General features: G+C 73.4%; 15 protein-coding genes. 11 read left to right on the top strand and 4 right to left on the bottom strand.

Annotated elements, in window-relative coordinates; genetic code table 11:
• The first annotated feature begins 54 nt into the window (after nucleotides 1-54).
• The 3 genes from ACGFYH_RS06305 (at nucleotide 55) to ACGFYH_RS06295 (ending at nucleotide 7,300) form a co-directional block, all read left to right on the top strand.
• Nucleotides 55-1,581, top strand: coding sequence for a hypothetical protein (locus ACGFYH_RS06305; protein ID WP_393801973.1), 1,527 nt, complete (start codon nucleotides 55-57; stop codon nucleotides 1,579-1,581).
• An 88-nt stretch (nucleotides 1,582-1,669) separates the two neighbouring features.
• Complete coding sequence (locus ACGFYH_RS06300) at nucleotides 1,670-2,539, top strand: hypothetical protein (RefSeq protein WP_393801972.1); 870 nt, start codon at nucleotides 1,670-1,672, stop codon at nucleotides 2,537-2,539.
• Nucleotides 2,540-2,614: 75 nt separating this feature from the next.
• The gene (locus ACGFYH_RS06295) at nucleotides 2,615-7,300 is read left to right on the top strand and encodes a hypothetical protein (RefSeq protein WP_393801971.1); all 4,686 of its coding nucleotides are present in this window, start codon (nucleotides 2,615-2,617) and stop codon (nucleotides 7,298-7,300) included.
• A gap of 345 nt (nucleotides 7,301-7,645) precedes the next feature.
• Here ACGFYH_RS06295 and ACGFYH_RS06290 read toward each other — a convergent pair whose 3' ends face one another.
• Nucleotides 7,646-8,176: a hypothetical protein gene (locus ACGFYH_RS06290; protein ID WP_393801970.1), complete on the bottom strand. Its 531-nt coding sequence runs from the start codon at nucleotides 8,174-8,176 to the stop codon at nucleotides 7,646-7,648.
• A 418-nt stretch (nucleotides 8,177-8,594) separates the two neighbouring features.
• On the opposite strand from ACGFYH_RS06290, the gene ACGFYH_RS06285 reads away from it, so the two are divergent.
• The 6 genes from ACGFYH_RS06285 (at nucleotide 8,595) to ACGFYH_RS06260 (ending at nucleotide 14,834) form a co-directional block, all read left to right on the top strand.
• Entirely contained in the window at nucleotides 8,595-11,456 is a 2,862-nt protein-coding gene (locus ACGFYH_RS06285) for a nitrate- and nitrite sensing domain-containing protein (RefSeq protein WP_393801969.1), read from the top strand.
• A complete protein-coding gene (locus tag ACGFYH_RS06280) occupies nucleotides 11,453-11,887 on the top strand; it encodes a roadblock/LC7 domain-containing protein (protein ID WP_393801968.1) in 435 nt (144 codons plus the stop codon). Before ACGFYH_RS06285 ends, ACGFYH_RS06280 begins: the two co-directional genes overlap by 4 nt.
• Before the next feature lie 10 nt (nucleotides 11,888-11,897).
• Nucleotides 11,898-12,293, top strand: a complete 396-nt coding sequence (locus ACGFYH_RS06275; RefSeq protein ID WP_393801967.1) for a DUF742 domain-containing protein — start codon at nucleotides 11,898-11,900, stop codon at nucleotides 12,291-12,293.
• A gap of 46 nt (nucleotides 12,294-12,339) precedes the next feature.
• Nucleotides 12,340-12,945 carry an ATP/GTP-binding protein gene (locus ACGFYH_RS06270; RefSeq protein ID WP_393801966.1) on the top strand — a complete coding sequence of 202 codons (606 nt, stop codon included), beginning with the start codon at nucleotides 12,340-12,342 and terminating at the stop codon, nucleotides 12,943-12,945.
• Between the two features lie 492 nt (nucleotides 12,946-13,437).
• Complete coding sequence (locus tag ACGFYH_RS06265) at nucleotides 13,438-14,250, top strand: M15 family metallopeptidase (RefSeq protein ID WP_393801965.1); 813 nt, start codon at nucleotides 13,438-13,440, stop codon at nucleotides 14,248-14,250.
• A gap of 47 nt (nucleotides 14,251-14,297) precedes the next feature.
• Nucleotides 14,298-14,834: an NUDIX domain-containing protein gene (locus tag ACGFYH_RS06260; RefSeq protein ID WP_393801964.1), complete on the top strand. Its 537-nt coding sequence runs from the start codon at nucleotides 14,298-14,300 to the stop codon at nucleotides 14,832-14,834.
• Here ACGFYH_RS06260 and ACGFYH_RS06255 read toward each other — a convergent pair.
• Nucleotides 14,825-17,203 carry a glycoside hydrolase family 31 protein gene (locus ACGFYH_RS06255; RefSeq protein WP_393801963.1) on the bottom strand — a complete coding sequence of 793 codons (2,379 nt, stop codon included), beginning with the start codon at nucleotides 17,201-17,203 and terminating at the stop codon, nucleotides 14,825-14,827. The genes ACGFYH_RS06260 and ACGFYH_RS06255 overlap by 10 nt on opposite strands.
• 213 nt (nucleotides 17,204-17,416) lie before the next feature.
• Between ACGFYH_RS06255 and ACGFYH_RS06250 the strand changes: the two genes are divergently transcribed.
• Both ACGFYH_RS06250 and ACGFYH_RS06245 read left to right on the top strand, forming a co-directional pair.
• Nucleotides 17,417-19,393, top strand: a complete 1,977-nt coding sequence (locus tag ACGFYH_RS06250; RefSeq protein ID WP_393801962.1) for an acetoacetate--CoA ligase — start codon at nucleotides 17,417-17,419, stop codon at nucleotides 19,391-19,393.
• Between the two features lie 121 nt (nucleotides 19,394-19,514).
• Nucleotides 19,515-20,405, top strand: coding sequence for a hypothetical protein (locus tag ACGFYH_RS06245; RefSeq protein ID WP_393801961.1), 891 nt, complete (start codon nucleotides 19,515-19,517; stop codon nucleotides 20,403-20,405).
• 72 nt (nucleotides 20,406-20,477) lie between these two features.
• Here ACGFYH_RS06245 and ptsP read toward each other — a convergent pair whose 3' ends face one another.
• Together ptsP and ACGFYH_RS06235 are read right to left on the bottom strand one after the other, a co-directional pair.
• Nucleotides 20,478-22,148 (bottom strand): phosphoenolpyruvate--protein phosphotransferase, encoded by a 1,671-nt coding sequence (ptsP, locus tag ACGFYH_RS06240; RefSeq protein WP_393801960.1) that lies wholly within the window; start codon nucleotides 22,146-22,148, stop codon nucleotides 20,478-20,480.
• Nucleotides 22,149-22,233: 85 nt separating this feature from the next.
• Nucleotides 22,234-22,683 (bottom strand): PTS glucose transporter subunit IIA, encoded by a 450-nt coding sequence (locus ACGFYH_RS06235; protein ID WP_393801959.1) that lies wholly within the window; start codon nucleotides 22,681-22,683, stop codon nucleotides 22,234-22,236.
• Between the last annotated feature and the right edge of the window lie 461 nt (nucleotides 22,684-23,144).

Raw genomic sequence — 23,144 nt, 5'->3', positions numbered from 1 at the left:
GGGCCGTCTGTGCCGTTTGGGCCGATGTCAGACCGAGGACCTAGTCTGTGCACCGTGACTTCGCCTGCATCGACGGACAGCGTTCCGCCCCAGCTCAGCGCGGGGCCGCGCCCCGCCCCGGGTCCGGCCGCCGACGAGGGACTGGCGCGGCGGCTGCGTGCGCTCGCCTGCACGGCGCCGCTGCACGACCTCGACGCACGCAAGGCCAACCTCGCCGGCGAGTACTCGGTCTACGGCATGGCGGAGGTCGCCCTCGCCGCCATCGACCTCGTCACGCTGAACATGGACTTCGACACGGGCGCCGACCACGACCAGATAGTGGCCAGGCTGATCCCGCGGGTCGCCGCCCAGGCACCGCGCCGCCCCGCCGCCGAGCACGAGCGGGTGGCCCGCTGGGTCCTGGAGAACCTGATCAACGTCGGCAGCGTCGACCGCGGCTTCCGCGCGGTGTACGGCACCTTCGGACCGGACGGCACCTATGTGCGCCGCGACTACGACTTCAAACTGCTCGAAGAGGTCCCGGGCCCCGGCGGCACCGTCTACCTGCGCACCACCGACGAGGCGGTCAACGTCCTCGTCGGCGCCCTGGACACCGACGTCACCAGCGCCCAGATCGCCGCCGAGGTCAAACTGGAGGTGCTGATCAACCGGGGGCGGCTCGCCGACGCCCAGCTCGCCGCCGAACAGGCCCGCTACCGGACCGTGCAGTACTCCGAGACCCTGCGCCGCGCCCTGGACGCCACCCGGCGCAACGTCCGCGCGGTGGACTGGCTCAGTGCCGTCCCCGACATGATCGCCGAGGCCCTGGACCACGTCGCCGACCGGTACCGTCACGAGAACGCGATTCTCACCAACATCCGCAAGGCCCGCGACGAGACCGAGGACGCCGGGCACAAGCGCCGCGCCGCCGAACTGGTCGACATCGTCAAGGACTGCATCCGCCGGCACACCCAGCTCCAGTCCCGGCTCCTGGAGGCCGGTCCGCTCTTCCGCGCCGAACAGGACCGGCAGGCCTTCGCCACCCCCCTGACGACCTCGGGCCTCGATCTGTACGGCCACCTCGTCGCCCCCGTGCTGCCGTTGCCCGTGGAGCGGGCGCTCCGCGTCACCGACGCCTTCTTCGCCCGCGGCACCGGTCTGCGCACGCCCGTGTCCGTCCGGGTCGGCGACCTCGTCGACATCCTCCTGACCCCGCCGGTGGAGCGGGAGCACCTGGGCGCCGAGATGCCGCAGCCCGACCTCATCGCCACCCCGGACGACAGCCGCTTCAGCGAGGAGCAGCTCGCCGCGGCCATGGAACTGCTCGACCTGCCGCACGACGCCCCGCGCAGGCTGTCGGGGCTGCTGGCCGACGCCCGCGCCCGCGACGCCGAGCTGCCGTACCTCGTCGCCCTGCTCGCCGTCCACGCGGCCAGCCCACCCGTCGGCACCGCCTACCGCCAGGGCGAGCCGAAGCTGCTGTTCGCCGTGGACGACGGCACCGAGCTGGACGACCACGAGTTCGGCGGCGCCGACCTCATCGTCGGCACGGCACTGCTGGACGCGGCGGGGATGGCCGCGGACCGGACGGAGGCGGCATGACCGGCCCGCACCACCCCACCCGGCACCCCAGCCCCGAGCACCAGCATCGGCACCAGCGCCGGCGCCAGCACAGCGAGGAGTACCGACCGTGACCGAGCACGTCGAACGGAGCGAACCGGAGGCGGGTGCCGCGGCGGTCACGCCCGCCGACGCCGCCGACGCGGCGCGGCTCGTCGCGTTCGGCCTCCAGCCCAAGCTGCTGCCCGCCCGTGACCAGGAGTACGCCGACCTGCTGCGCCGCTACCGGGAGGACCCTCCCTTCGCACGGCTCGCCGACGCCGTGGCGGCCGGCCTCGGGCTGATCGTCCTGGAGGTGTCCCCGCGCGCGGGGATGGCCGTCGCCGCCGCCGAGGACTCGGTGTTCGCCGTCCGCATGGGCGACTACGCGCGTCGCGCCGCCACCGATTCCGGCGACCGCTTCCTGCACGGCCTCGCCCACCTCGCCGTGGCCGCCATGGCCTATCCGCGCCCCGAGGACCTCGCCGACGACGGTTACATCGGGCGCGTCACGGTCAACGGCGTGGACGCGTTCGTCCGCCAGGCCTGCCGGAGACTGGAGGAGCGGGCCGAGCAGCAGGGCGAGAACACCGACCCGGCCACCGACCTCCCGGGCCTGGAGGCCGCCTGGCGGATCTGGGTGCGGCGCAGCTCGACCGGCGCCACCAAGGACGCGCGCAGACTCCCGGGCTCCACCACCGGCATCGTCGGCAAGGCCGCCGGGTTCCTCACCGAGTCCGGCTTCCTCCAGCGCACCGGCGACGACAACGGCGGCACCTACCGGACCACGGCCCGCTACCAGCTCCAGGTGCGCGACATGGCGGGCAGCGCCGCCATGGCCGAGCTGCTGGACCTGGGCGTGGTCCCGGTCACCGACGGCACCGCGACGCTGCTGCCGGCCGAGGAGACGGACGACCCGGAACTGGTCGCCGACGCCGGCCTGCCCTTCCACTCCTCCTGACCCCGGGCCTCCTGCCCTCCTGACTCCACCCCGTCCGAACGTCACCGACTTCCCGAAGACTTACGAGAGTCCGCCATGTACGAGCTGTCCCGGGTCCGCCTCTACTCCATCGGGCCCGCCGGTGCGCGCTACGCCGACACCGTGCTTGACCTGCGCGGTGTCGGCGAGCTCGTGCCCGACCCCGCGCCCACGCAGGCGGAGTTCTTCGAAGAGGAGCCCGTCGGCCCGCCGCGCAGGCCCGCCCCCGCAGGCGTGCTGTTCCTGGAGAACGGCGGCGGCAAGTCCGTGCTCCTCAAGCTGATCTTCTCGGTGATGCTGCCGGGCCACCGCAACACGCTGGGCGGCGCCAGCTCCGGCGTGCTGCGCAAGTTCCTGCTCGCCGACGACTGCGGACACGTGGCACTGGAGTGGCAGCACGTGCAGACCGGCGAGTGCGTCGTCGTCGGCAAGGTCAGCGAGTGGCGCGGGCGGCAGGTCTCGGGCGACCCGCGGAAGTTCGCCGAGGCCTGGTACTCCTTCCGGCCCGGACCCGGACTGACCCTGGACAACCTGCCGGTCGCCGAGGCCACCGCCGTACGCCCGTCCGTCGAGGGCGTCTCCGGCGCGCAGGGCAGGCGGCGCACCATGAAGGGGTTCCGGGACGCGCTCACCGAGGCCGGCAAGGCGTACCCGCACCTGGAGGCGCACTGGGAGGAGATCCACGACCGCTGGATCGAGCACCTCGGCGACCTCGGCCTCGATCCCGAACTCTTCCGCTACCAGCGCGAGATGAACGCCGACGAGGGCGAGGCCGCCGGCCTCTTCGCGGTCAAGAAGGACTCCGACTTCACCGACCTGCTGCTGCGGGCCGTCACCGACACCCGCGACACCGACGGACTCGCCGACCTGGTCGGCGGCTTCGGCAGCAAGCTGGGCCGGCGCGCCGAGCTGATCGCCGAACGCGACTTCACCGCCGGGTCCGTCGACCTCCTCGGCCGGATCGTCGAAGCCGCCGAGGCCCGCAGCCGCGCCCGGGACGTCCACACCGCCGCCGAACGCCGTACCAGGAACCTGGCCCGCCGGCTCTCCGCCCGCGGCGCCCGTGAGCGGGTCCGGGCAGGCGACCTCGCCCAGCGGGTCACGGCCGCCGCGTACGCCGTCACGCACGCCGAGTCCGCCCGGGACCGCAGCGGTCTCATCGCCGCCGAACTCGCCTACCGGCACGCCTCGCTGGCCCTGACCGCGGCCGAGAAGTCCGCCGCCGCGCAGAAGCGCGAACTGGCCGACGCCCGCACCCTGCACTCCGCCTGGCAGGCCGCCGAGGCCGTCCTGCGCCACCGCACCGCCGCCGACCGTGTCGCCCGCGTGTCCGCCGCCATCCAGGAGGCGGAACGGGACGCGGCCCCCGCGCTCGCCGCCCGCGCCAGGGCCGCCGTCGCGCTCGTCCACGCCCTGCACGCGGCGGCCGGAAAGGCCGAGCACCACGCCAACGAGGAGGAGGAGAGGTCCGCCGCCCTCCAGGAGGTCAGCGACGCCGCCCACCGGGACTCCACCACCGCGGCCACCGAGGCGCAGCGTGCCCGCAGCGAGGCCGGGCACCTGCGCCAGCGTCTCACCGAGGTCGGGCAGGAGACCGCCGAAGCCGTCCGCGCCGGCTGGCTGGACGACAGCGCGCCCGACGCCGACCCGGCCCGCGCCGCCCTAGCGGCCAGCGACGCGGAGAAGACGACCGTCGCGGCCTGGGACACCGCCCGCGATGCCGCAGGCCGGGCCACCGAGCACGCCCGCGAGGCCGCCGCCGCGGAGAACCGCGCCGAACTGACGGCGGCCCGCGCCGCGGACGCGGCCACCGCGGCCGAGCGCGCCCACGAGTCCGAGCGGCGCACCGCCGGGGCACTGGCCGCGGAGGAACGGCTCGCCGAACTGCTCGGCCTGGCCGCCGGGACCCATCACGGCATCCCCCAGCCCCGCCGGGACGCGGACCGCGACGACCGGGCCGCCGCTCCCCGGGCACCGCAGTGCGCGCTGACCCCCGAGGAACTCGACCGCTTCGCCGACGAACTGCGCGAACTGCTCGACGCCACCGTCTCCGCCGGCGAACGCCAGCTGTTCGAACTGCGCACCGCCGCGGCGGACGACTCCCGCATCCTCGGCGCGCTCGGCGACGGCGGGCTGCTGCCGCCCGGCCCGGACGTGCTGGCCACCGTGGAGTTCCTCGGCGAGCACGGCATCCCCGCCCTGCCCGGCTGGCGCTATCTCGCGCAGGCCGTCGACCCGGCCGACCACGCGCGCGTGCTGGCCGCCCGCCCCGAGCTGGTCGACGGCGTGATCATCACCGACCCCGACTCGCACACCCGCGCCCGGGCGGTCCTCGGCGAGGCGGCCCTGCTGCCGCGCTCCGCCGTGGCCGTCGGCACGGCCGCCGCCCTGCTCGCCCCGACCCCGGCTCCCGCGTCCGATTCCGGGGACGTCTTCCTCGTACCGCCGAATCCGGCCATGCACGACGAGCAGGCCGCCGACGAGGAGCGGCACACGCTGCGCGCACGGGCGGGTGAGCGGGACGAGGAGATCCGCGGCCTCGCCGCCCGGCTGGGCAAGGACCGCGAGCTGGCCGCCCGGCTCGCCTCCTGGCGCACCGGCTGCCCCACCGGGCGCCTTGCCGAGCTGGCCAGGGCCGCGGAGGAGACCCGCGCCTTCGCCGAGGAGACCGAGGCCGAGCTGACCGAGGCACGTACCGTGCGGGCCGAGGCCGACGAGAGTGCCGCCGAGGCCGTACACCTGCGGGACGAGCGGCAGGAGGCCGCACAGAAGGCCCGCCGCGCCGCCGACGCCCTCGCCGGACTCGCCTTCCGGCTGCGCGAACGCGCCGGCTGGCAGGCCAGACTCCGTGAACTGGCCGACGAGGGCGCCGAGGCCGAGGCCCGCGCCCAGGCCTGTCTGGAACGGGCCCGCGCCGCCGACGAGGACCGGCGTGCCGCCCAGCGTGCCGCCGACGACGCCCGCCGCACCGCGCGCGCCCTGCGCGCCGAGCGTTCCGAGATCGCCGGCGCCCCCGACGACGTGCCCGAGGACGGACCGGAGAGCGCGTCCGGGGAGGGCACGGACGTGCCCAGGGCGCCCCTGCCCGACCTGCGCGAGGCCTACCGCGCCGCCTCCCAGGTGTACGAGAAGGTCGGCGTGGGTGCCGATCTGCGCGCCGAACAGGCTCGCGCGGAGAGCGACGAGAGCGCGGCCCGCGCGGATCTGGACCGGCTCAGCAACAAGGTCCGCACCCGGGCCGGACAGCTCCTCGAATCGCCCGACGGCTCCGACGGGCCCTCCCGGCAGGCCGCCGTCGCCCGCGCCGAGGAGCTGGTGCAGCTCCTGGAAACCCGCATGTCGAGCGCGAGCGAACAGCTCGGCCGGCTGCGCGGCGAAGCCGAACGGCACGCGCCCGAGGACGGCGACACCCACACCGAACTCCCCGGCGAACTCCACCCGCGTGACGCCGAGCACGCCCAGACCCTGCTGCGCACGGCGACCACCGAACTCGCCTCCCGCACCGAGGCGCTCGCCCGGGCCCGCGAGGCCCACACCGAACTGCTCGACGCCCACCGCGCGGCCGAGGACGCGGCCGGCGGCTTCGACGAGATCGCCGCCATGCTCCGCGACCTGCTGCGCGAACACGGGTCGGAGGAGGAGCAAGAGGAGCCCGAGCCCTACGCCGGTGACCTGGAGGAGGCCCGCCGGTCCGCCGCCGAGGCCCGCCGCTCGCTGCGCGGCTGCGCCGCCGACCTGTCCGCCGCCGAGGCCGCCGTACGCGAGGCGAGCGACGTGCTCGTCCGGCACGCCAACTCCACCCGTTACGAACAGGTCCGCACGCCCGCACGCCAGCAGATCCGCGAGCTGCCCGCCGCCGCGCTGCCCGAACACGCCGCCAGGTGGGCGGACGCCTTCGCGCCCCGGCTCCGCGTGCTCACCGACGAGCTGGCACAGCTGGAGCGCAACCGTGACTCGATCGTGGACCGGCTGCGCGGCCTGGTCGAGTCCGCCCTCGCCACGCTCCGTTCCGCCCAGCGGCTCTCCCGGCTGCCGGAAGGGCTCGGCGAGTGGTCCGGGCAGGAGTTCCTGCGCATCCGCTTCGAGGAGCCCGACCAGGCCGTCCTCACCGAGCGGCTCGGCGAGGTCGTCGACGAGGCCACCCGCGCCGCCGTGAAGAAGAACTCCGACCTGCGCCGCGACGGCATGTCGCTGCTGCTGCGCGGTGTCGCCGCGGCCCTGCAGCCCAAGGGCGTCGCCGTCGAGATCCTCAAGCCCGATGCCGTACTGCGCGCCGAGCGCGTCCCCGTCGGACAGATGGGCGACGTCTTCTCCGGCGGTCAGCTGCTCACCGCCGCGATCGCCCTGTACTGCACGATGGCCGCGCTGCGCAGCAACGACCGGGGCCGCGACCGGCACCGCCACGCCGGCACCCTGTTCCTCGACAACCCCATCGGCCGCGCCAACGCCACCTACCTGCTGGAGCTCCAGCGGGCCGTCTCGGACGCGCTCGGCGTCCAGCTCCTGTACACCACCGGCCTGTTCGACACGACCGCGCTGGCCGAGTTCCCACTGGTCATCCGGTTGCGCAATGACGCGGACCTCAGGGCGGGGCTGAAGTACATCAGCGTGGAGGAGCACCTGAGGCCGGGGCTGCCGCAGCCGACGCCTGCCGCGGAGGGGGAGGGCGAGTCGGTGCACAGCGAGATCACGGCGACCCGTATGTTCAAACGCCCCGCGCAGTCACCGGCCCAGGGCGCCTGACCGGCGAGCCGTCGGAGCAGCCACTGGCGGAAGAACCCGACGGGACGCTTGCCGGTACCAGCGACCGGCCCGCGCGGCAGGCCAGGGACGCCGTGGACCGTCGGGCCCGTTCGCAGGCCGCGAAGCCCCGGGTGCCGACCCGCGCGGGCGAGCTCACGCCGGGCCCGCATGAAGGAGCGGCCCCGGCCCACGGCGAACACCACGGTCGTACGGCCGTCCCGTTCGTACCGGGCGGGGGAACGGCCCTTCGTGGGTGCGCCCTCGGCTGTCTCCCCCCGGTGGCGGAGGCCGACCGGGTACCGGCGTAGTCCGGCGTGTCCCGCGCCCAGGGCGCCGCCCGGCCGCTCAGGGGTGCGACAGCTGTCCCGCGCCGCCCCGCCGGCCTATCCGTCCCCGGTCCCGCTCGGCGGCCCGGTCCTGCCGCCTCGCCCGGCGGCGCTCGCGGCGCATGGCCCGCGCGGTGCTGCTGGGCACCGACACGACACCGTGACGCTGGTTCCACACCTGCCGTGTCACCCACACGTCCAGCACGCCCCACGTGGCCACGACCGTGCCCGCCACACTGGCGAGCACCATCGGGAAGGCCAGCCAGGACTCCGCCATCGTGCAGAGGAAGGCGACCATCGCCAGTATCAGCGTCACGGAGACGACCAGTACCGCGCGCACGGCCGCCGTACGCACCGGGTCCGGCAACCGGCGCCGTGGCGCGGGTTCTTCGTGCCACAACGGCCGGTACCCCGACTGCCGCTCGCGCGCCCGTGTGTCCGGTCCTGCCGCCGGGATGCCGCGATCCGGCACCTCGGCCACCGGTGCGGTCCCTTCGGCCGCACCGTCGTCCTCGGGCGCTCCGCGCCGCTCCGCCGTGCCCATCAACATGTCACTCCCCACCGCCAGCAGACAGCTCGACCGTGCCCCACGACACGGCTCCCCTCTGGCTGCCCGGCTTGCGCTGCTTTACGCCGCCCGGGGGCGGGATGCGGCTCCTGTGGCCCATTCCGCCTCCGTTTCCCGTAGTGAAGGACGAACGTGGGGTCCCCAAGATTCCCGGAAATCCCGCGCAGTCGAAGAATTTCGGCCAATCCGCCCGTCACGCCGAACGGCACCCTCCCCCTCCGCAGGCGGATCCCGGGACGCAATCTCCCGCAATGACCGGACAACTGACCCTTACCGGCACCGGGTGCGGAAGCACGGCCTCCGGACGGGTCTTCGAGTTACCCGTGCGTCAGTAGTAGGCTCGCGCCGTTTGTTGACGCACATGTGTGCCCCCGCAGGTGGGGTCGAGCTGGGGGAGGCCATGCGCTTTCGCGGGAAGTCGATCCGCCGGAAGATCGTGGCGCTGCTTCTCGTGCCGCTGGTCTCCCTGACCGCGATCTGGGCCTTCGCCACAGTACTGACGGGACGTGAGGCGGGACGGCTGTTCAGCGTCTCGACCGTCGTCGAGAAGATCGGTTACCCGATCGAGGACACCGTCCGCGTCCTCCAGCAGGAACGCCGCCAGACCCTCGTCCACCTCGCCGACCCGCGCGCCTCCGACGGACTGGCCGCCCTGCAGCGCAGCCGTACCGCCACCGACGAGGCCGTCGCCGAGATCCGCCGCAACGCCGCCGATCCCGACGTGCGCGACGACATGGGCCCGGCCGAGGAGGAACGTCTCACCGCGGTGCTGGACGCCTTCGACGGCATCGGCTCCCTGCGCCGCAGCGTCGAGGACGGCACCGTGGACCGCGCCCAGGCCCTCGGCCTCTACAACCGCCTGGTCGACCCCTGCCACGAGCTGCTCGCCAACCTCAACGTCGTCGACAACGTGGGCCTGGACAAGCAGTACCGCGCGCTCGTCAACGTCTCCCGCGCCCGCGAACTGCTCTCCCGCGAGGACGCCCTCCTCGGCTCCGCCCTGGTCGCCGGCCGGCTCACCCGCACGGAGACACGGGACGTCTCCGACCTCGTCGCGCAGCGCACCGTGATGTACGACACCAACCTGCCGCTGCTGCCCTCCGCCGAACGCGGCCGTTACCAGCGGTTCTGGAAGAACGCCTCCTCCGCTCCGCTGCGGGTCGCCGAGCAGGCCGCCGTGTCCTCCGGGTCCGGCACGCCCCGCGGTGTCACCGCCAAGAGCTGGGACACCGCCGCCGGCAGCGTTCTGGAGGAACTCGGCGACCTCGACGACCACGCGGCCGACCGCTACCAGGACCGCGTCGACCCGGTCGCCACCCACACCATCGCCAAGGCCGTCATCGCCGGAGTGCTCGGCCTGATCGCCCTGCTGTACTCCCTCTTCCTGTCCGTACGCGTCGGCCGTTCCCTCATCCGCGACCTCAAGCAGCTGCGCCTGGAGGCCCACGAGGCCTCCGGTGTCCGCCTGCCGAGCGTGATGCGCCGCCTGTCGGCGGGCGAGGAGGTCGACGTCGAGACCGAAGTGCCGCGTTTGGAGTACGACAGGAACGAGATCGGCGAGGTCGGCCAGGCCCTGAACACCCTCCAGCGGGCCGCCGTGGAAGCCGCAGTCAAGCAGGCCGAGCTGCGCGCCGGCGTCTCCGAGGTCTTCGTCAACCTGGCGCGCCGCAGCCAGGTGCTGCTGCACAAGCAGCTCACCCTGCTCGACACCATGGAGCGCAGGACCGAGGACACCGAGGAACTCGCCGACCTGTTCCGCCTGGACCACCTGACCACCCGCATGCGCCGGCACGCCGAGGGGCTGGTCATCCTCTCGGGTGCCGCAGCGTCCCGGCAGTGGCGCAAGCCCGTTCAGCTCATGGACATCGTGCGGGCCGCCGTGGCCGAGGTCGAGGACTACGAGCGCATCGAGGTCCGCCGGCTGCCCCGCATCGCCGTCACGGGTCCGGCCGTCGCCGACCTCACCCACCTGGTGGCCGAACTCCTGGAGAACGCCACCGTGTTCTCCCCGCCGCACACCGCCGTGCAGGTCCTGGGCGAACGCGTCGCCAACGGCTTCACCCTGGAGATCCACGACCGAGGCCTCGGCATGGCCGCCGACGCCCTCCTCGACGCCAACCTCCGGCTCGCCGAGACACCCGAGTTCGAGCTGTCCGACACCGACCGCCTCGGTCTGTTCGTCGTCAGCCGGCTCGCCCAGCGGCAGAACGTCCGGGTCTCCCTGCAGCCCTCCCCGTACGGCGGCACCACCGCGGTCGTCTTCGTCCCCGACGCGCTGCTCACGGACGAAGCCCCGGACACCAACGGTGTCGGCTTCCGCCTCGACCGGCCCCGGCACGTCAAGGAGAAGGAACGGGAGGCGAGCCGCCGTTCCGCCCTCTCCCACGTGCCCGCACGGCTCCCGGACCGGCCGACGCCGCTGGACGGCCCGGTCGAACTGGAGGCGCCCGTGGACCTGGACGCCCTCGACGACCTGCCGGGCGCGCTCGTCGACCAGGACGGCGAACGCGGCGGCCTGTTCCGACCGCGCCGGTCACTGGTCGCGGCCGACGACGACCAGGTGCCCCGCCGCACCGAACGACGCCGCCCCGAGCCCCGTCACGACGACGCGCCGGCCGAGGACGGGACCGAGGCGAACGCGCCGGTCGCGCTGCCCCGCCGCCGGACCCCGAAGCTGGTCAGCTCCCACGGGCGCCCGGTCCCGGAACGGCCCGTCCGGGGCACCGCGGACCAGCCGCCCGCGGCAGACCCGGACCGGACGGATTCACCGACCGCACCCGGCACCGGCGCGGACGCGCTGCCGGCCCTGCCCGCCCGCCGCCGCGGCGACCGTGCCGGCGGCCCCGCCGCCCGCGGCGACCTCACCGACGGCGCCACCGGGCACCGCGACGACGACGGCGACGGCGACGACGCCCGCCGTGCCGGCCGTACGGAGCCCGACGCGCGGCCGTCGCCCCCCGCCCGCCCCCGCGGCGCGCCCCTCGCGCGCGAGGACGCCCCCTCCGTGAACGCCGAGTCCGGCGCGCTGCCCCGGCGAGTACGGCAGGCCAGTCTGGCCCCTCAGCTCAGGCAGAGCCCCGAACCGTCCGCCGAGGACCGCTCCGACCCCGTCGACCGTGACGCCGACGAGGTACGCAGCCGTATGGCCTCGCTCCAGCGCGGCTGGCAGCGCGGCCGCGAGGAGAACGCCGCGGGCGACGACGTCCCCGGCGGCACAGCACCATCAGCACCACGAGGAACGACTAAGGGGGACGGTCGATGACCGCACCGAAGGCGACCGGCCACACCGCGACCAGGTCCGGGGAGCTGAACTGGCTGCTCGACGACCTGGTGGACCGTGTCGCGAGCGTCCGCAAGGCCGTCGTCCTGTCGGGGGACGGCCTGGCAACGGGCGTATCCAAGGACCTGACCAGGGAGGACAGCGAGCACCTGGCCGCCGTGGCGTCCGGATTCCACAGCCTCGCCAAGGGCGTGGGCCGCCACTTCGAGGCGGGCAGCGTCCGGCAGACGGTCGTCGAACTCGACGACGCCTTCCTGTTCGTCACGGCCGCCGGCGACGGGAGTTGTCTGGCCGTCCTGTCGGACGCCGACTCGGACGTCGGGCAGGTCGCCTACGAGATGACCCTGCTCGTCAAGCGGGTCGGCGTGCACCTGGGCACCGCTCCCCGCACCGATCTGCCCTCGGGCGGGTAAGCGGGACGACATGAGCGCAGACGGTCAGGGAAGAAACCACTGGTTCGACGACGAGGCGGGTCCCGTCGTCCGTCCGTACGCCATGACGCGCGGCCGCACCACCAGCGCGGCCCAGCACCGCCTCGACCTGATCGCGGTGGTCGTCACGGAACCCCACGCGGACGACCCGGAGGCGGACGTCACCCTCTCCCCGGAGCATGTGGACATCGTCGGACTGTGCCGGGACGAACCGCAGTCGGTCGCCGAACTCGCCGCCGAACTCGACCTCCCCGTCGGGGTCGTGCGCGTTCTGATCGGAGACCTCGTGGACATCGAACTCGTCCGCGTCAACCGGCCCGTGCCCCCGGCCGAACTGCCGGACGAGAACATCCTGCGCGACGTGATCAACGGGCTGAGGGCACTGTGAACCGGCCCCCGGGAACGTCGGGCGGCACGTTAAGGAGAAGAGATCGATGATCTTCGGGCGTTCTCAGCGCGGCAAGCCGCCGGTCGAGCCCGTCACGCTCAAGATCCTGGTGGCGGGCGGCTTCGGCGTGGGCAAGACCACCCTCGTCGGCGCGGTAAGCGAGATCAGACCGCTGCGCACCGAGGAACTGCTCACCGAGGCCGGGCGTCCCGTCGACGACGTCAGCGGGGTGGAGGGCAAGCACACCACTACGGTGGCCATGGACTTCGGGCGGATCACGCTGCGCGAGGATCTGGTGCTCTACCTCTTCGGCACGCCCGGCCAGGAGCGGTTCTGGTTCATGTGGGACGAACTGTCCGAGGGCGCGCTGGGCGCGGTCGTACTGGCCGACACCCGGCGCCTGGAGGACTGCTTCGCAGCCGTCGACTACTTCGAGCGGCGCTCCATCCCGTTCGTGGTCGCCGTCAACCACTTCGAGGGATCGGCCCGCTACCCGGCCGAGACGGTCCGCCAGGCCCTCGACCTCGACGCCGGCGTGCCCCTGGTGATGTGCGACGCCCGGGACCGGGAGTCCGCCAAGGAGGTCCTCATCGGCGTCGTCCAGCACGCGATGTCCCAGGCGACGGACCGCCGCCGGGTCGTCACCACCTGAGCGGCTGCGCTCAGGGGTTCCGCCCCAGGGGTTCCGTCCAGGGGCTCCGCCCCTCGCCGCCGTCGCCGTCCTCCGTCCGGCCGGCACTCTTGTCCCACCGCCCCGCGCCGGTCGCGGTACTCGCGGTCTACTCGCGGTCGTGCACCGACGTCGCCACGGCGGGCGCGCACTCGGCGTACCGCCGCGCGCGGCGCCGACAGCGTGAGCCGGCCGCCGAGTCCGGGATCTCGCCGCGTCTCGGCCAGGATGTCGCCGGTCGCCGGCCGGGCAGGCACCGCCAGTACCGCGACCCCGCCGGTCGTCGGACCGACCACCGGTCGGAAGGCCCAGCGGGGAGTGCCCGTCCAGGAGCGCACGGGAGCAGGAAGGCGCGGCCGGCACCCGCCGGGCCCGGTTACCCGGGATTCCCGCGCGCTCGCGCGCGGTACGAACCGGCGAGTCACCGGCCCGCCCTCTTCCCCGCGGAACCCGACCCTGATAGATGCAGGGAACATGACACGACGACTCCCCACCGTGCTCCGCGGTCTGGTCACCGCCTTCGCCGCCCTGCTCACCGTCACGGCCGCCCCGGCCACCGCGCAGGCAGGGCCAGGACCCAGGGCCCCCGAGGACTTCGTGGCCCTGAGAAGCGTCGACCCGACGATCATCGAGGAGATGCGCTACGTCACCGCGCACAACTTCGTCGGCGAACGCATCGACGGCTACCGCCAGCGCCTGTGCATCCTCAACCGTCCCGCGGCCGAGGCCCTCCACCTCGCCCAGAGGCGACTGCTGCGCCAGGGCTACTCCCTCAAGGTGTACGACTGCTACCGGCCCCAGCGCGCCGTCGACCACTTCGTGCGCTGGGCCGAAGACCTCGACGACCAGGACATGAAGGCCGAGTTCTATCCGGACGTCGACAAGACCCGCCTGTTCGACGACGGCTACATCGCGGAGAAGTCCGGCCACAGCCGCGGCTCGACCATGGACCTCACCCTCGTGCGGCTCCCGGCCGTGCCCACCCGCCCGTACCACCCCGGACAGCCCCTGGCGCCCTGCTTCGCGCCGCAGGCCGAGCGCTTCCCCGACAACTCCGTCGACATGGGCACCGGCTACGACTGCTTCGACACCCGCTCACACACCCTCGACCCCCGCGTCCAGGGCGCCCAGCGCGCCAACCGGCTGCTGCTCAAGAACACCCTCGAAGACGTCGGCCTGGTCAACCTCCCCGAAGAGTGGTGGCACTTCACGTACCAGCCCGAGCCCCACCCGGACACCTACTTCGACTTCCCGGTCTCCGCGAAGTCACTCGCCGGCCGCCGCTGAACGGCCTGCCGGAGCCGCCCCCTCCGCGATCGGATACAGTCCGCCGCGTGTCCGAAACTGAAACCTCCGTTCCCAACTCCGCGCCGAACTCCCACTGTTCGAGCTGCGGAACGCCCTACGGAGAGGGCGTCTCCGGCTGGCCCCGCACCTGCCGCGCGTGCGGCACCGTGGCCTACCGCAACCCGCTGCCCGTCGCGGTGGCCCTCCTGCCGGTGTACGACACGCAGGGCACCGCCCTGGTCGTCATCAGCCGCACCGTGACCCCCGCGCGCGGGGGCGTCGCCCTGCCCGGCGGCTACGTCGACGACCGGGAGGACTGGCGGCAGGCCGTCGTCCGCGAGCTCAAGGAGGAGACGGGCATCGACGCGGCGAGCCGCGACGTACGGCTCGCCGACGCCATGAGCTCGCCCGACGGCCACCTGCTGCTCTTCGGGCTGCTGCCCGAGCGGCCGGCGGAGGGCCTGCCGCCCTCCGCCGCCACGGACGAGACGGAGGGCTGGCACCTCCTGCGCAGGGCGGAAGAGCTAGCCTTCCCGCTCCACACCCGGGCCGTACGGGCCTTCTTCGAGGGCCGCTACATCTGAGCCGAGCGCTCCGCGAGCCCACGGACGCGGACCGGGCGGGACGGCTCGCTCACACCGTCCTCGCCCTCCCGCTCCACGACCACCCGCCGCCCCTCCCAGCGGGACACGTACCGTTCGATCTCCGCTTCCGCCCAGCCGTCGCCCGCGTCCGGCACGACCAGCCCACCGCCGGTCCGCCCCCGCGCGGGCGCCCACACCTCGAGTTCCGGTGCGCCGTCTTCCCCGCGCACCGGAACCACCGCTCCCGCGCGCGCGAACACCGGTATCCGCGCCAGCGGAGCGTCGACGACCACCTGCGCGGGCCCTTCGTACGCCCGTTCCGTCACCACGTCGTACCAGCGCCCCCGCGGCAACCGCACCGCACGCCGGTCCGCACCGGCACAGAACACCGGGGCAACCAGCAGACAGTCGCCCAGCAGAAAGGCGTCCTCGCAGTCCCGCGACGCCCGGTCCTCCGGCGCCGACCACCAAAGGGGACGCACATACGGAGCGCCAGTACGCCGGGCCAGGTGCGCCAGCGTCACGAAGTACGGCAGCAGCCGCCGCCGCTCGACGAGCGCCACGCGCGCGTACTCCAGCACCTCGGGCCCGAACTCCCACGGCTCCCGGCGTTCCGCCCGCGGACCGGCATGGGCGCGGAACAGCGGCAGATAGGCGGCCAGCTGCAACCACCGCAGATACAGCTCCGGCGACGGCCTCCCGCCGGACCCGCCCACATCCGGCCCCGCATACGGCACCCCGCACAGCCCGAGCCCCATCACCAGCGCCAGCGAGGCACGCAGCCCCGGCCAGCCCGTGGCCGCGTCCCCGGACCAGACGCCCCCGTAGCGCTGCATGCCGGCCCACCCGGAGCGAGAGAGGACGAACGGCCGCCCGCCGGGCGCCAGCGCCCGCAGCCCCTCGTACCCGGCCCGCGCCATGCACAGCGCGTAGACGTTGTGCGCCTCCCGGTGGTCACCGCCCCTGCCCTCCAGCGAGTGCCGGGCCGACCGCGGCAACGTCGACTCCCCGAAGGCGGCGAACGACGTGGGTTCGTCCAGGTCGTGCCAGACGCCCGCGAACCCCTGCCCGAGCCGCTCCTCGTAGAGCCCACCCCACCACTCGCGCGCACCCGCGTGCGTGAAGTCGGGGAAGACCACGTTCCCTGGCCGCCCCACACCGCGGACGACCGCCCCGGCGGCGTCCCGCACGAACACGTCCCCGCGCACCCCGTTGTCGTACACGGCGGTGCCGGGCGCCACCGGCACCGCCGGTTCGACGGCCGACACGAGCCGGACGCCCTCCCCGCGCAGCTCCTCGGCGAGCACGTGCAGCTTCGGGAACCGGTCCCCGTCGACGGTGAACACCTGCTGGGCGTCGGCATGCCCCATGCCCACATGCACCGCGTCCAGTGGCAGACCACGCTCCCGATGACCCGCGACGACCCGCCGCATGTCCGGCTCGTCGCCAGAACCCCCCAGCGCGTGCTGATACCCGAGCGCCCACGCCGGCGGCAGCACGGGCGCCCCGGTCAGCGACGCCCAGGCCAGCAGCACGCGCGCGGGGGTGCCCACCACCACCCAGCACCGCAGCGGGCCGCCGGCCATCCGCAGCACACTCCGACCCGGCCGGTCGTGCCCGGACCCCGCCCCCTCCACCCCCTCCCGCAGCGCCACCGTGCCGTCCCACGCGTTGTCGTGAAAGACCAGATGCGTCCCCGTGTCCGCCACCACCATCTGCACCGGCATGGTGACGGACCTCGCGTCCTCACCGGCGCCGCAGGGCGGCTGGGGGCCGGTGTTCCACAGCCGGTACGTGCCCTCTCGCAGCCGGGGACCCGCGGACCGCCCGCCGAGTCCGAAGAACCGGGCGTCGGCGGCCACCTCCGACCGCTGCGTCCAGCGCGCCGGCCCGCCGTCGACCGGCTCCCACCAACGGGGCGGCAGCTCCCGCCGCAGGACCACACCGCCGGGCGTACGCACCTCGACGGCTCCGTGCCGGGACACGGCCACCGTCGCCCGCTCCGCCACCACCCGCCAGCCGCCGTCCTTGTCCGGCTCAAGCACCGCCCGCGAATCCGGCTCCGGACAGCGGCCCGCCAACGCGTACGACGGCTCCGGCCCGGCCCCGTCCCAGCCCCAGAACACGGCTCCGTTCACCGCGACGAGGACGCGCAGCTCCGAGCGGCCGAACCGGACCACACCGCCCCCCGGGCCGGGCTCCACCTCCCGCATCGGCCCCGGCGCCCGTGCCCGCTCCGCACCCCGCGGCGGCAGCCCGGCGGCATCCGCGCGCCGTCGGCGCCACGCGGCCCGTACCGTACGCAACCCCTGCGACAACCCCGCGGAACCGACCGTCTTCATCGAACGCACCAGGTCACGACCGTCCATGCTGCTCACCCTGCCATCGACCACTTCGCGCGGGGGCGGCGTTCAACTGCCGTTCACCCATGACGGGACCACATCTTCATGTGGCCGGCTGTGTGGGGCGCGCCCTGGTGCGGAAGTCGATCACATGGCATCGTCCCTGTCAGCCGCGTCACGCGCACACCCCAGCCCGTGCGCGGAGGACGCACACGACGCGCACAGTCCGGGAGCCGCCCCATGCCGACCGTGAACCCCCAGCCGCTCTGGCAGCCAGACGCGCAACGCATCGCCCAGGCACGGATCACCAGGTTCCAGACCTGGGCGGCCGAGCACCACGGCGCCCCCGCCGAAGGCGGGTACGCCGCCCTGCACCACTGGTCCGTGAACGACCTGGACACCTTCTGGAAAGCCGTCACGGAGTGGTTCGACGTCCGGTTCTCCACCCCCTGCGCGCGCGTGCTGGGCGACCGCGCCATGCCCGGCGCCCAGTGGTTCCCCGGCGCGACGCTGAACTACGCCGAACACGCCCTGCGCGCGGCCGCCACCCGCGCGGACGAACCGGCCCTCCTGTATGTCGACGAAACCCACGAACCGGTCCCCGTCACCTGGGCCGAGCTGCGCCGTCAGGTCGGCTCCCTCGCCGCCGAACTCCGCGCCCTCGGCGTACGCCCCGGCGACCGCGTCAGCGGCTACCTCCCCAACATCCCCCAGGCCGTCGTCGCCCTCCTGGCCACGGCGGCCGTGGGCGGCGTCTGGACCTCCTGCGCCCCGGACTTCGGTGCCCGCAGCGTCCTCGACCGCTTCCAGCAGGTCGAACCCGTCGTCCTGTTCACCGTCGACGGCTACCGCTACGGCGGCAGGGAACACGACCGCCGCGACACCGTCGCCGAACTCCGCCGGGAACTGCCCACCCTGCGCGCGGTGGTCCACATCCCGGTCCTCGGCACCCAGGCACCGGAAGGCGCCCTGGAATGGGAGGCCCTGACGACCGCGGACAGGGAGCCCGTCTTCGAGCAGGTGTCCTTCGACCACCCCCTGTGGGTGCTCTACTCCTCCGGCACCACCGGCCTGCCCAAGGCCATCGTCCAGTCCCAGGGCGGCATCCTGGTCGAGCACCTCAAACAGCTCGGCCTGCACTGCGACCTGGGCCCCGAGGACCGCTTCTTCTGGTACACGTCGACCGGCTGGATGATGTGGAACTTCCTCGTCTCCGGCCTGCTCACCGGCACCACGATCGTCCTCTACGACGGCAGCCCCGGCTTCCCGGCCACGGACGCCCAGTGGCGCATCGCCGAGCGCACCGGCGCCACGCTCTTCGGCACCTCCGCCGCCTACGTCATGGCCTGCCGCAAGGCCGACGTGCACCCGGCCCGCGACCTGGACCTGTCCACGATCCAGTGCGTCGCCACCACCGGCTCCCCGCTCCCGCCCGACGGCTTCCGCTGGCTGCACGACGAGTTCGCCGAGAGCGGTGCGGACCTGTGGATCGCCTCCGTCAGCGGCGGCACCGACGTCTGCTCCTGCTTCGCGGGCGCCGTCCCCACCCTGCCGGTCCACGTCGGCGAACTCCAGGCCCCCGGCCTCGGCACCGACCTCCAGTCCTGGGACCCGGAGGGCAACCCCCTCACCGACGAGGTCGGCGAGCTGGTCGTCACCAACCCCATGCCCTCGATGCCGATCCGCTTCTGGAACGACCCCGACGGCAGCCGCTACCACGACAGCTACTTCGACACCTACCCCGGCGTCTGGCGGCACGGCGACTGGATCACCCTCACCTCCCGCGGTTCCGTGGTCATCCACGGACGCTCCGACTCGACCCTCAACCGGCAGGGCGTCCGCATGGGATCGGCCGACATCTACGAGGCAGTAGAGCGGCTCCCCGAGATCAGGGAATCCCTCGTCATCGGCGTCGAACAGCCCGACGGCGGCTACTGGATGCCCCTGTTCGTGCACCTGGCCCCCGGAGCCGACCTCGACGAGGCCCTCCTCGACCGCGTCAAGCAGACCATCCGCGCGCAACTCTCCCCCCGCCACGTCCCGGACGAGGTCATCGAGGTGCCCGGTATCCCGCACACCCTGACCGGCAAACGCATCGAGGTCCCGGTCAAGCGCCTCCTCCAGGGCACCCCGCTGGACAAGGCCGTCAACCCCGGCTCCATCGACAACCTCGACCTGCTCCACTTCTACGAGGACCTCGCCCGCAAACGCTCCTGACCAGGACACCGACGAGCCGGCCGCCCCGAGCCGCGGCCGGCTCCACGCGCCTGTCCGAGACCGTTGTCAGTGCCCCCGATTACTGTGAGTGAGCATTGATCGACCGCGCACAGGGGGAAACATGGCGCACACCGACCAGACCATGCGACGCGTCCTGCACCGCGAGATCGCGGGCACCATCGGACTGCTCACCGACGAACACGACTTCCGAGCCATGCGGCGCTACCGCAGCTTCACCTTCCACGACCACGCCGCCTACCTCCGCCAGGTGGAAGCCCTGCTCAAGGCACGCACGGCGCAGGGCACCCACACCACGATCGCGCTCTTCGACCCGGAGGAGTACGCCGACTTCTGCACAGCGGCGGGCCTCGACGCCGACGCCCCCGCCAGCCGCGCCCGCTTCACCGCCGAACTGGCCGCCCACGGACCCACCGTGCCGTACGAGGGCCAGTCCCTCGCCGAGCTGCTCCCGGCCCTCGTCGACGAAGCCGTCCGCCAGGCCACCCGCGAGTACACGGCCGGCCTGCTCGCCGGCCTCGGCAGCTGCGCCACCTGCGGCGAGGACCTCGGCCGGGCCGCCTTCACCCGCGCCTCCCGGCTCCTGCGCCGGGTCCTGGAGACCGCCCCGCCGGGCAGCCGGCACCTGGTCTGCAGTGTCTCGGGTCCACCGCATGCCCTTGTCTCCGTCCTGCTCGCCGACGAGGAGATCGACGGCACCCCGCACGTCGACGAGACCGAGGCCCTGGAATTCACCGGTGTCCTCGCCCTCGGCCTGGCCACCCACAGCCCCGGCGGACTGGTCATGCGCATCAGCACCCCGGGCGGCCCCGACCGCATCCACGGCTGGCGCCTGCGGGGATACGGTCTCGATCCCCTCACAGCCGGTGAGGTCTTCGACGCCTACTGCACCGACGTCGAGTCCGGCGACCTCATCTCTCCCGAATCCAACGTCGACTACTGCGCGCCGCCCGACCTCGGAGACGATCACCAGCCCCCGGGACACCACCACTGAACGCGGGCGGGGCGCCCCACCCGAAGGTGGAACGCCCCGCACCACGGTCACAGCGAAAGCCGCCCCCGGCCCCTACTCGCCGGACAGCACCGCCTGAGCGGCGCCGCGCGCCTCCTCGGCACTGTCCGTCGCCCGGGCGGCCGCCGCGGCACGCTCGCACTGCGCCAGCGTGAACTTCGCCAGGGTCGCCCGCACATACGGCAGTGACGCCGCACCCATCGAGAGAGAGGTGACGCCCAGACCGGTCAGCACACAGGCCAGCAGCGGATCCGAAGCGGCCTCACCGCAGACACCGCAGCTCTTGCCCTCGGCCTTCGCCGCCTCGGCCGACAGCGCGACCAGGTCGAGCAGCGCCGGCTGCCACGGGTCCTGCAGCCGGGACACCGCACCCACCTGACGGTCGGCGGCGAAGGTGTACTGCGCGAGGTCGTTCGTTCCCAGCGACAGGAACTCGACCTCCTGCAGCACCGAGCGGGCCCGCAGCGCGGCCGACGGGATCTCCACCATCGCGCCGTACTTCGCCCGCAGCCCGGCCTCGCGGCAGGCGTCCGCGAACGCCTTGGCGTCGGCCCGGTCCGCCACCATCGGGGCCATGACCTCGAGGTAGACCGGCAGCCCCTCGGCCGCCTTCGCCAGCGCCGTCAGCTGTGTACGCAGTACGTCCGGGTGGTCGAGCAGCGTCCGCAGGCCCCGCACGCCGAGTGCCGGGTTCGGCTCGTCACCGGGGGTCAGGAAGTCCAGCGGCTTGTCGGCGCCGGCGTCCAGCACCCGCACGACGACCCGCCCCTGCGGAAACGCCTCCAGCACCTGGCGGTAGGCGGTGACCTGCTTCTCCTCCGACGGGGCGTTCCCGCTGTCGTCGAGGAAGAGGAACTCGGTCCGGAACAGACCGACACCCTCCGCGCCTGCCTCGACCGCCGCGGGAACGTCGGCGGGACCACCGATGTTCGCCAGCAGCGGCACCTTGTGACCGTCCGAGGTCGCCCCCGGCCCGGTCGCCGCGGCCAGCGCGGCCTTTCGCTCGGCCGCCTCCGCCGCCAGCCGCGCCTTCTCCTCCTCACTGGGGTTCACGAAGATCTCACCGGTGCTTCCGTCGACGGCGACGACGGTGCCCTCGGGCAGCTCGCCCGCTCCGGGCAGGGCCACCACGGCAGGCACACCGAGCGCCCGCGCGAGAATCGCGCTGTGGCTGGTCGGCCCGCCCTCCTCGGTGACGAAGCCGAGGACGAGAGCCGGGTCGAGGAGCGCGGTGTCGGCCGGCGCGAGATCCCGCGCGATGAGAACGTACGGCTCGTCGCTGTCCGGCACCCCCGGCATCGGCACCCCGAGCAGACGGGCGACGATACGATTCCGCACGTCGTCGAGGTCTGCCACGCGACCGGCCAGGTACTCACCGGCACCGGCCAGCAGGGCGCGGTACGCGGCGAACGCGTCGTACACCGCGCGCTCGGCCGTACTGCCCACGGTGATCCGCCGCTCCACGTCCGCCATCAGCTCGGGGTCCTGGGCCATCATGGCCTGCGCCTCGAGCACCGCCTGGGCCTCGCCCCCCGCCAGATTGCCGCGTGCCGTCAGATCGGCCGCGACAGCTTCCACGGCCTTGCGGGCGCGCCCCTGCTCGCGCTCCGCGTCCTCGGCCGGGATCTGCTTCGCCGGCGGCTCCAGGACCGCCGTCCCCATGTGCCGAACCTCGCCGATCGCCACTCCGTGACTCACACCGACGCCTCGCAGCGTTGTCTCCATCTCACCCGTCCCGATAGTGCGGCGGGTCGCGCCGCCGCGGTGGTTGTCCTGTCGGCGTCCGTGCCGTCGTCCGACGGCACGGACGTCACTTCCAGAGGAAAAGACTCTCGCCGGCCTTCACGTCGCCGTTCTCACGGAGGTCGGTCAGGGCCTCGGCCGTGGCCTCCAGAGCCACGACCGGGCAGATCGGCGACTTGCCCGCGGCCTCGACGGCGGACGGGTCCCAGCGCACCACACCCTGACCGCGGACGACGGTGTCGCCCTTGTTCACCAGCAGTTCGAAGCCCTCGCCATTGAGCTGCACGGTGTCGATGCCGAGATGAGTCAGCACGCCGTGGCCACTGTCGTCGACGACGACGAAGGCGTGCGGGTGCAGAGAAACGATGACGCCGTCGACGGGGGCGACGGCCTCGGAGGGCTCCCGCACGGGGTCGATGGCGGTACCCGGGCCGACCATGGCCCCGGAGAAGACGGGATCGGGCACAGCGGCCAGGCCGATGGCGCGTCCTGCGAGCGGGGACGAGACGGTGGTCATGGGAAGCCTCCCAGGGGCGGAGATACGAACGGGCCGTCACTGTCTGTCCCGGACGGCGCACTGAGCAGCAGGGTATGTCATAGGAAGTACCGGTTCCGCATGAGTGTTCCGATTAGAGGTCTAGACCACACTCGCCACGGATTTGCACCTGTTCCGCGGCCCCGTGTACTGTCGTTGCTCCTGCTTGCGGTTGAGTGATGAGTAACAAGGCGTCCTCGCCCCGGCAGTACCCAACTCGGTCAGATCCTATCGCCGGATCACCTTCTGCATGCCCGCAGGACGGTGGTCAGAAGCACCGGGAAAGCCTGATAGTGTTGGAAACATCGGAGGGAAGCGCCCGGAGGAAAGCCCGAGAGGGTGAGTACGAAGGAAGCGTCCGTTCCTTGAGAACTCAACAGCGTGCCAAAAGTCAACGCCAGATATGTTGATACCCCGACCTGATCGGTTCGTCTGATCGGGTT

The organism is Streptomyces sp. NPDC048392, from assembly GCF_043200575.1.
In the GTDB taxonomy this organism is placed as follows: Bacteria; Actinomycetota; Actinomycetes; order Streptomycetales; family Streptomycetaceae; genus Streptomyces.
The sequence above is the reverse complement of the archived record's forward strand: the minus strand, read 5'-3'. Positions and strand labels throughout refer to the sequence as shown.

Bases quoted from the DNA above. Each gene is read 5' to 3' on its own strand.
- ACGFYH_RS06295 (WP_393801971.1), top strand. From the start codon at position 2,615: ATGTACGAGCTGTCCCGGGTCCGCCTCTACTCCATCGGGCCCGCCGGT.
- ACGFYH_RS06290 (WP_393801970.1), bottom strand. From the start codon at position 8,176: ATGTTGATGGGCACGGCGGAGCGGCGCGGAGCGCCCGAGGACGACGGT.
- ACGFYH_RS06285 (WP_393801969.1), top strand. From the start codon at position 8,595: ATGCGCTTTCGCGGGAAGTCGATCCGCCGGAAGATCGTGGCGCTGCTT.
- ACGFYH_RS06280 (WP_393801968.1), top strand. From the start codon at position 11,453: ATGACCGCACCGAAGGCGACCGGCCACACCGCGACCAGGTCCGGGGAG.
- ACGFYH_RS06275 (WP_393801967.1), top strand. From the start codon at position 11,898: ATGAGCGCAGACGGTCAGGGAAGAAACCACTGGTTCGACGACGAGGCG.
- ACGFYH_RS06270 (WP_393801966.1), top strand. From the start codon at position 12,340: ATGATCTTCGGGCGTTCTCAGCGCGGCAAGCCGCCGGTCGAGCCCGTC.
- ACGFYH_RS06265 (WP_393801965.1), top strand. From the start codon at position 13,438: ATGACACGACGACTCCCCACCGTGCTCCGCGGTCTGGTCACCGCCTTC.
- ACGFYH_RS06255 (WP_393801963.1), bottom strand. From the start codon at position 17,203: ATGGACGGTCGTGACCTGGTGCGTTCGATGAAGACGGTCGGTTCCGCG.
- ACGFYH_RS06250 (WP_393801962.1), top strand. From the start codon at position 17,417: ATGCCGACCGTGAACCCCCAGCCGCTCTGGCAGCCAGACGCGCAACGC.
- ACGFYH_RS06245 (WP_393801961.1), top strand. From the start codon at position 19,515: ATGGCGCACACCGACCAGACCATGCGACGCGTCCTGCACCGCGAGATC.
- ptsP (WP_393801960.1), bottom strand. From the start codon at position 22,148: ATGGAGACAACGCTGCGAGGCGTCGGTGTGAGTCACGGAGTGGCGATC.
- ACGFYH_RS06235 (WP_393801959.1), bottom strand. From the start codon at position 22,683: ATGACCACCGTCTCGTCCCCGCTCGCAGGACGCGCCATCGGCCTGGCC.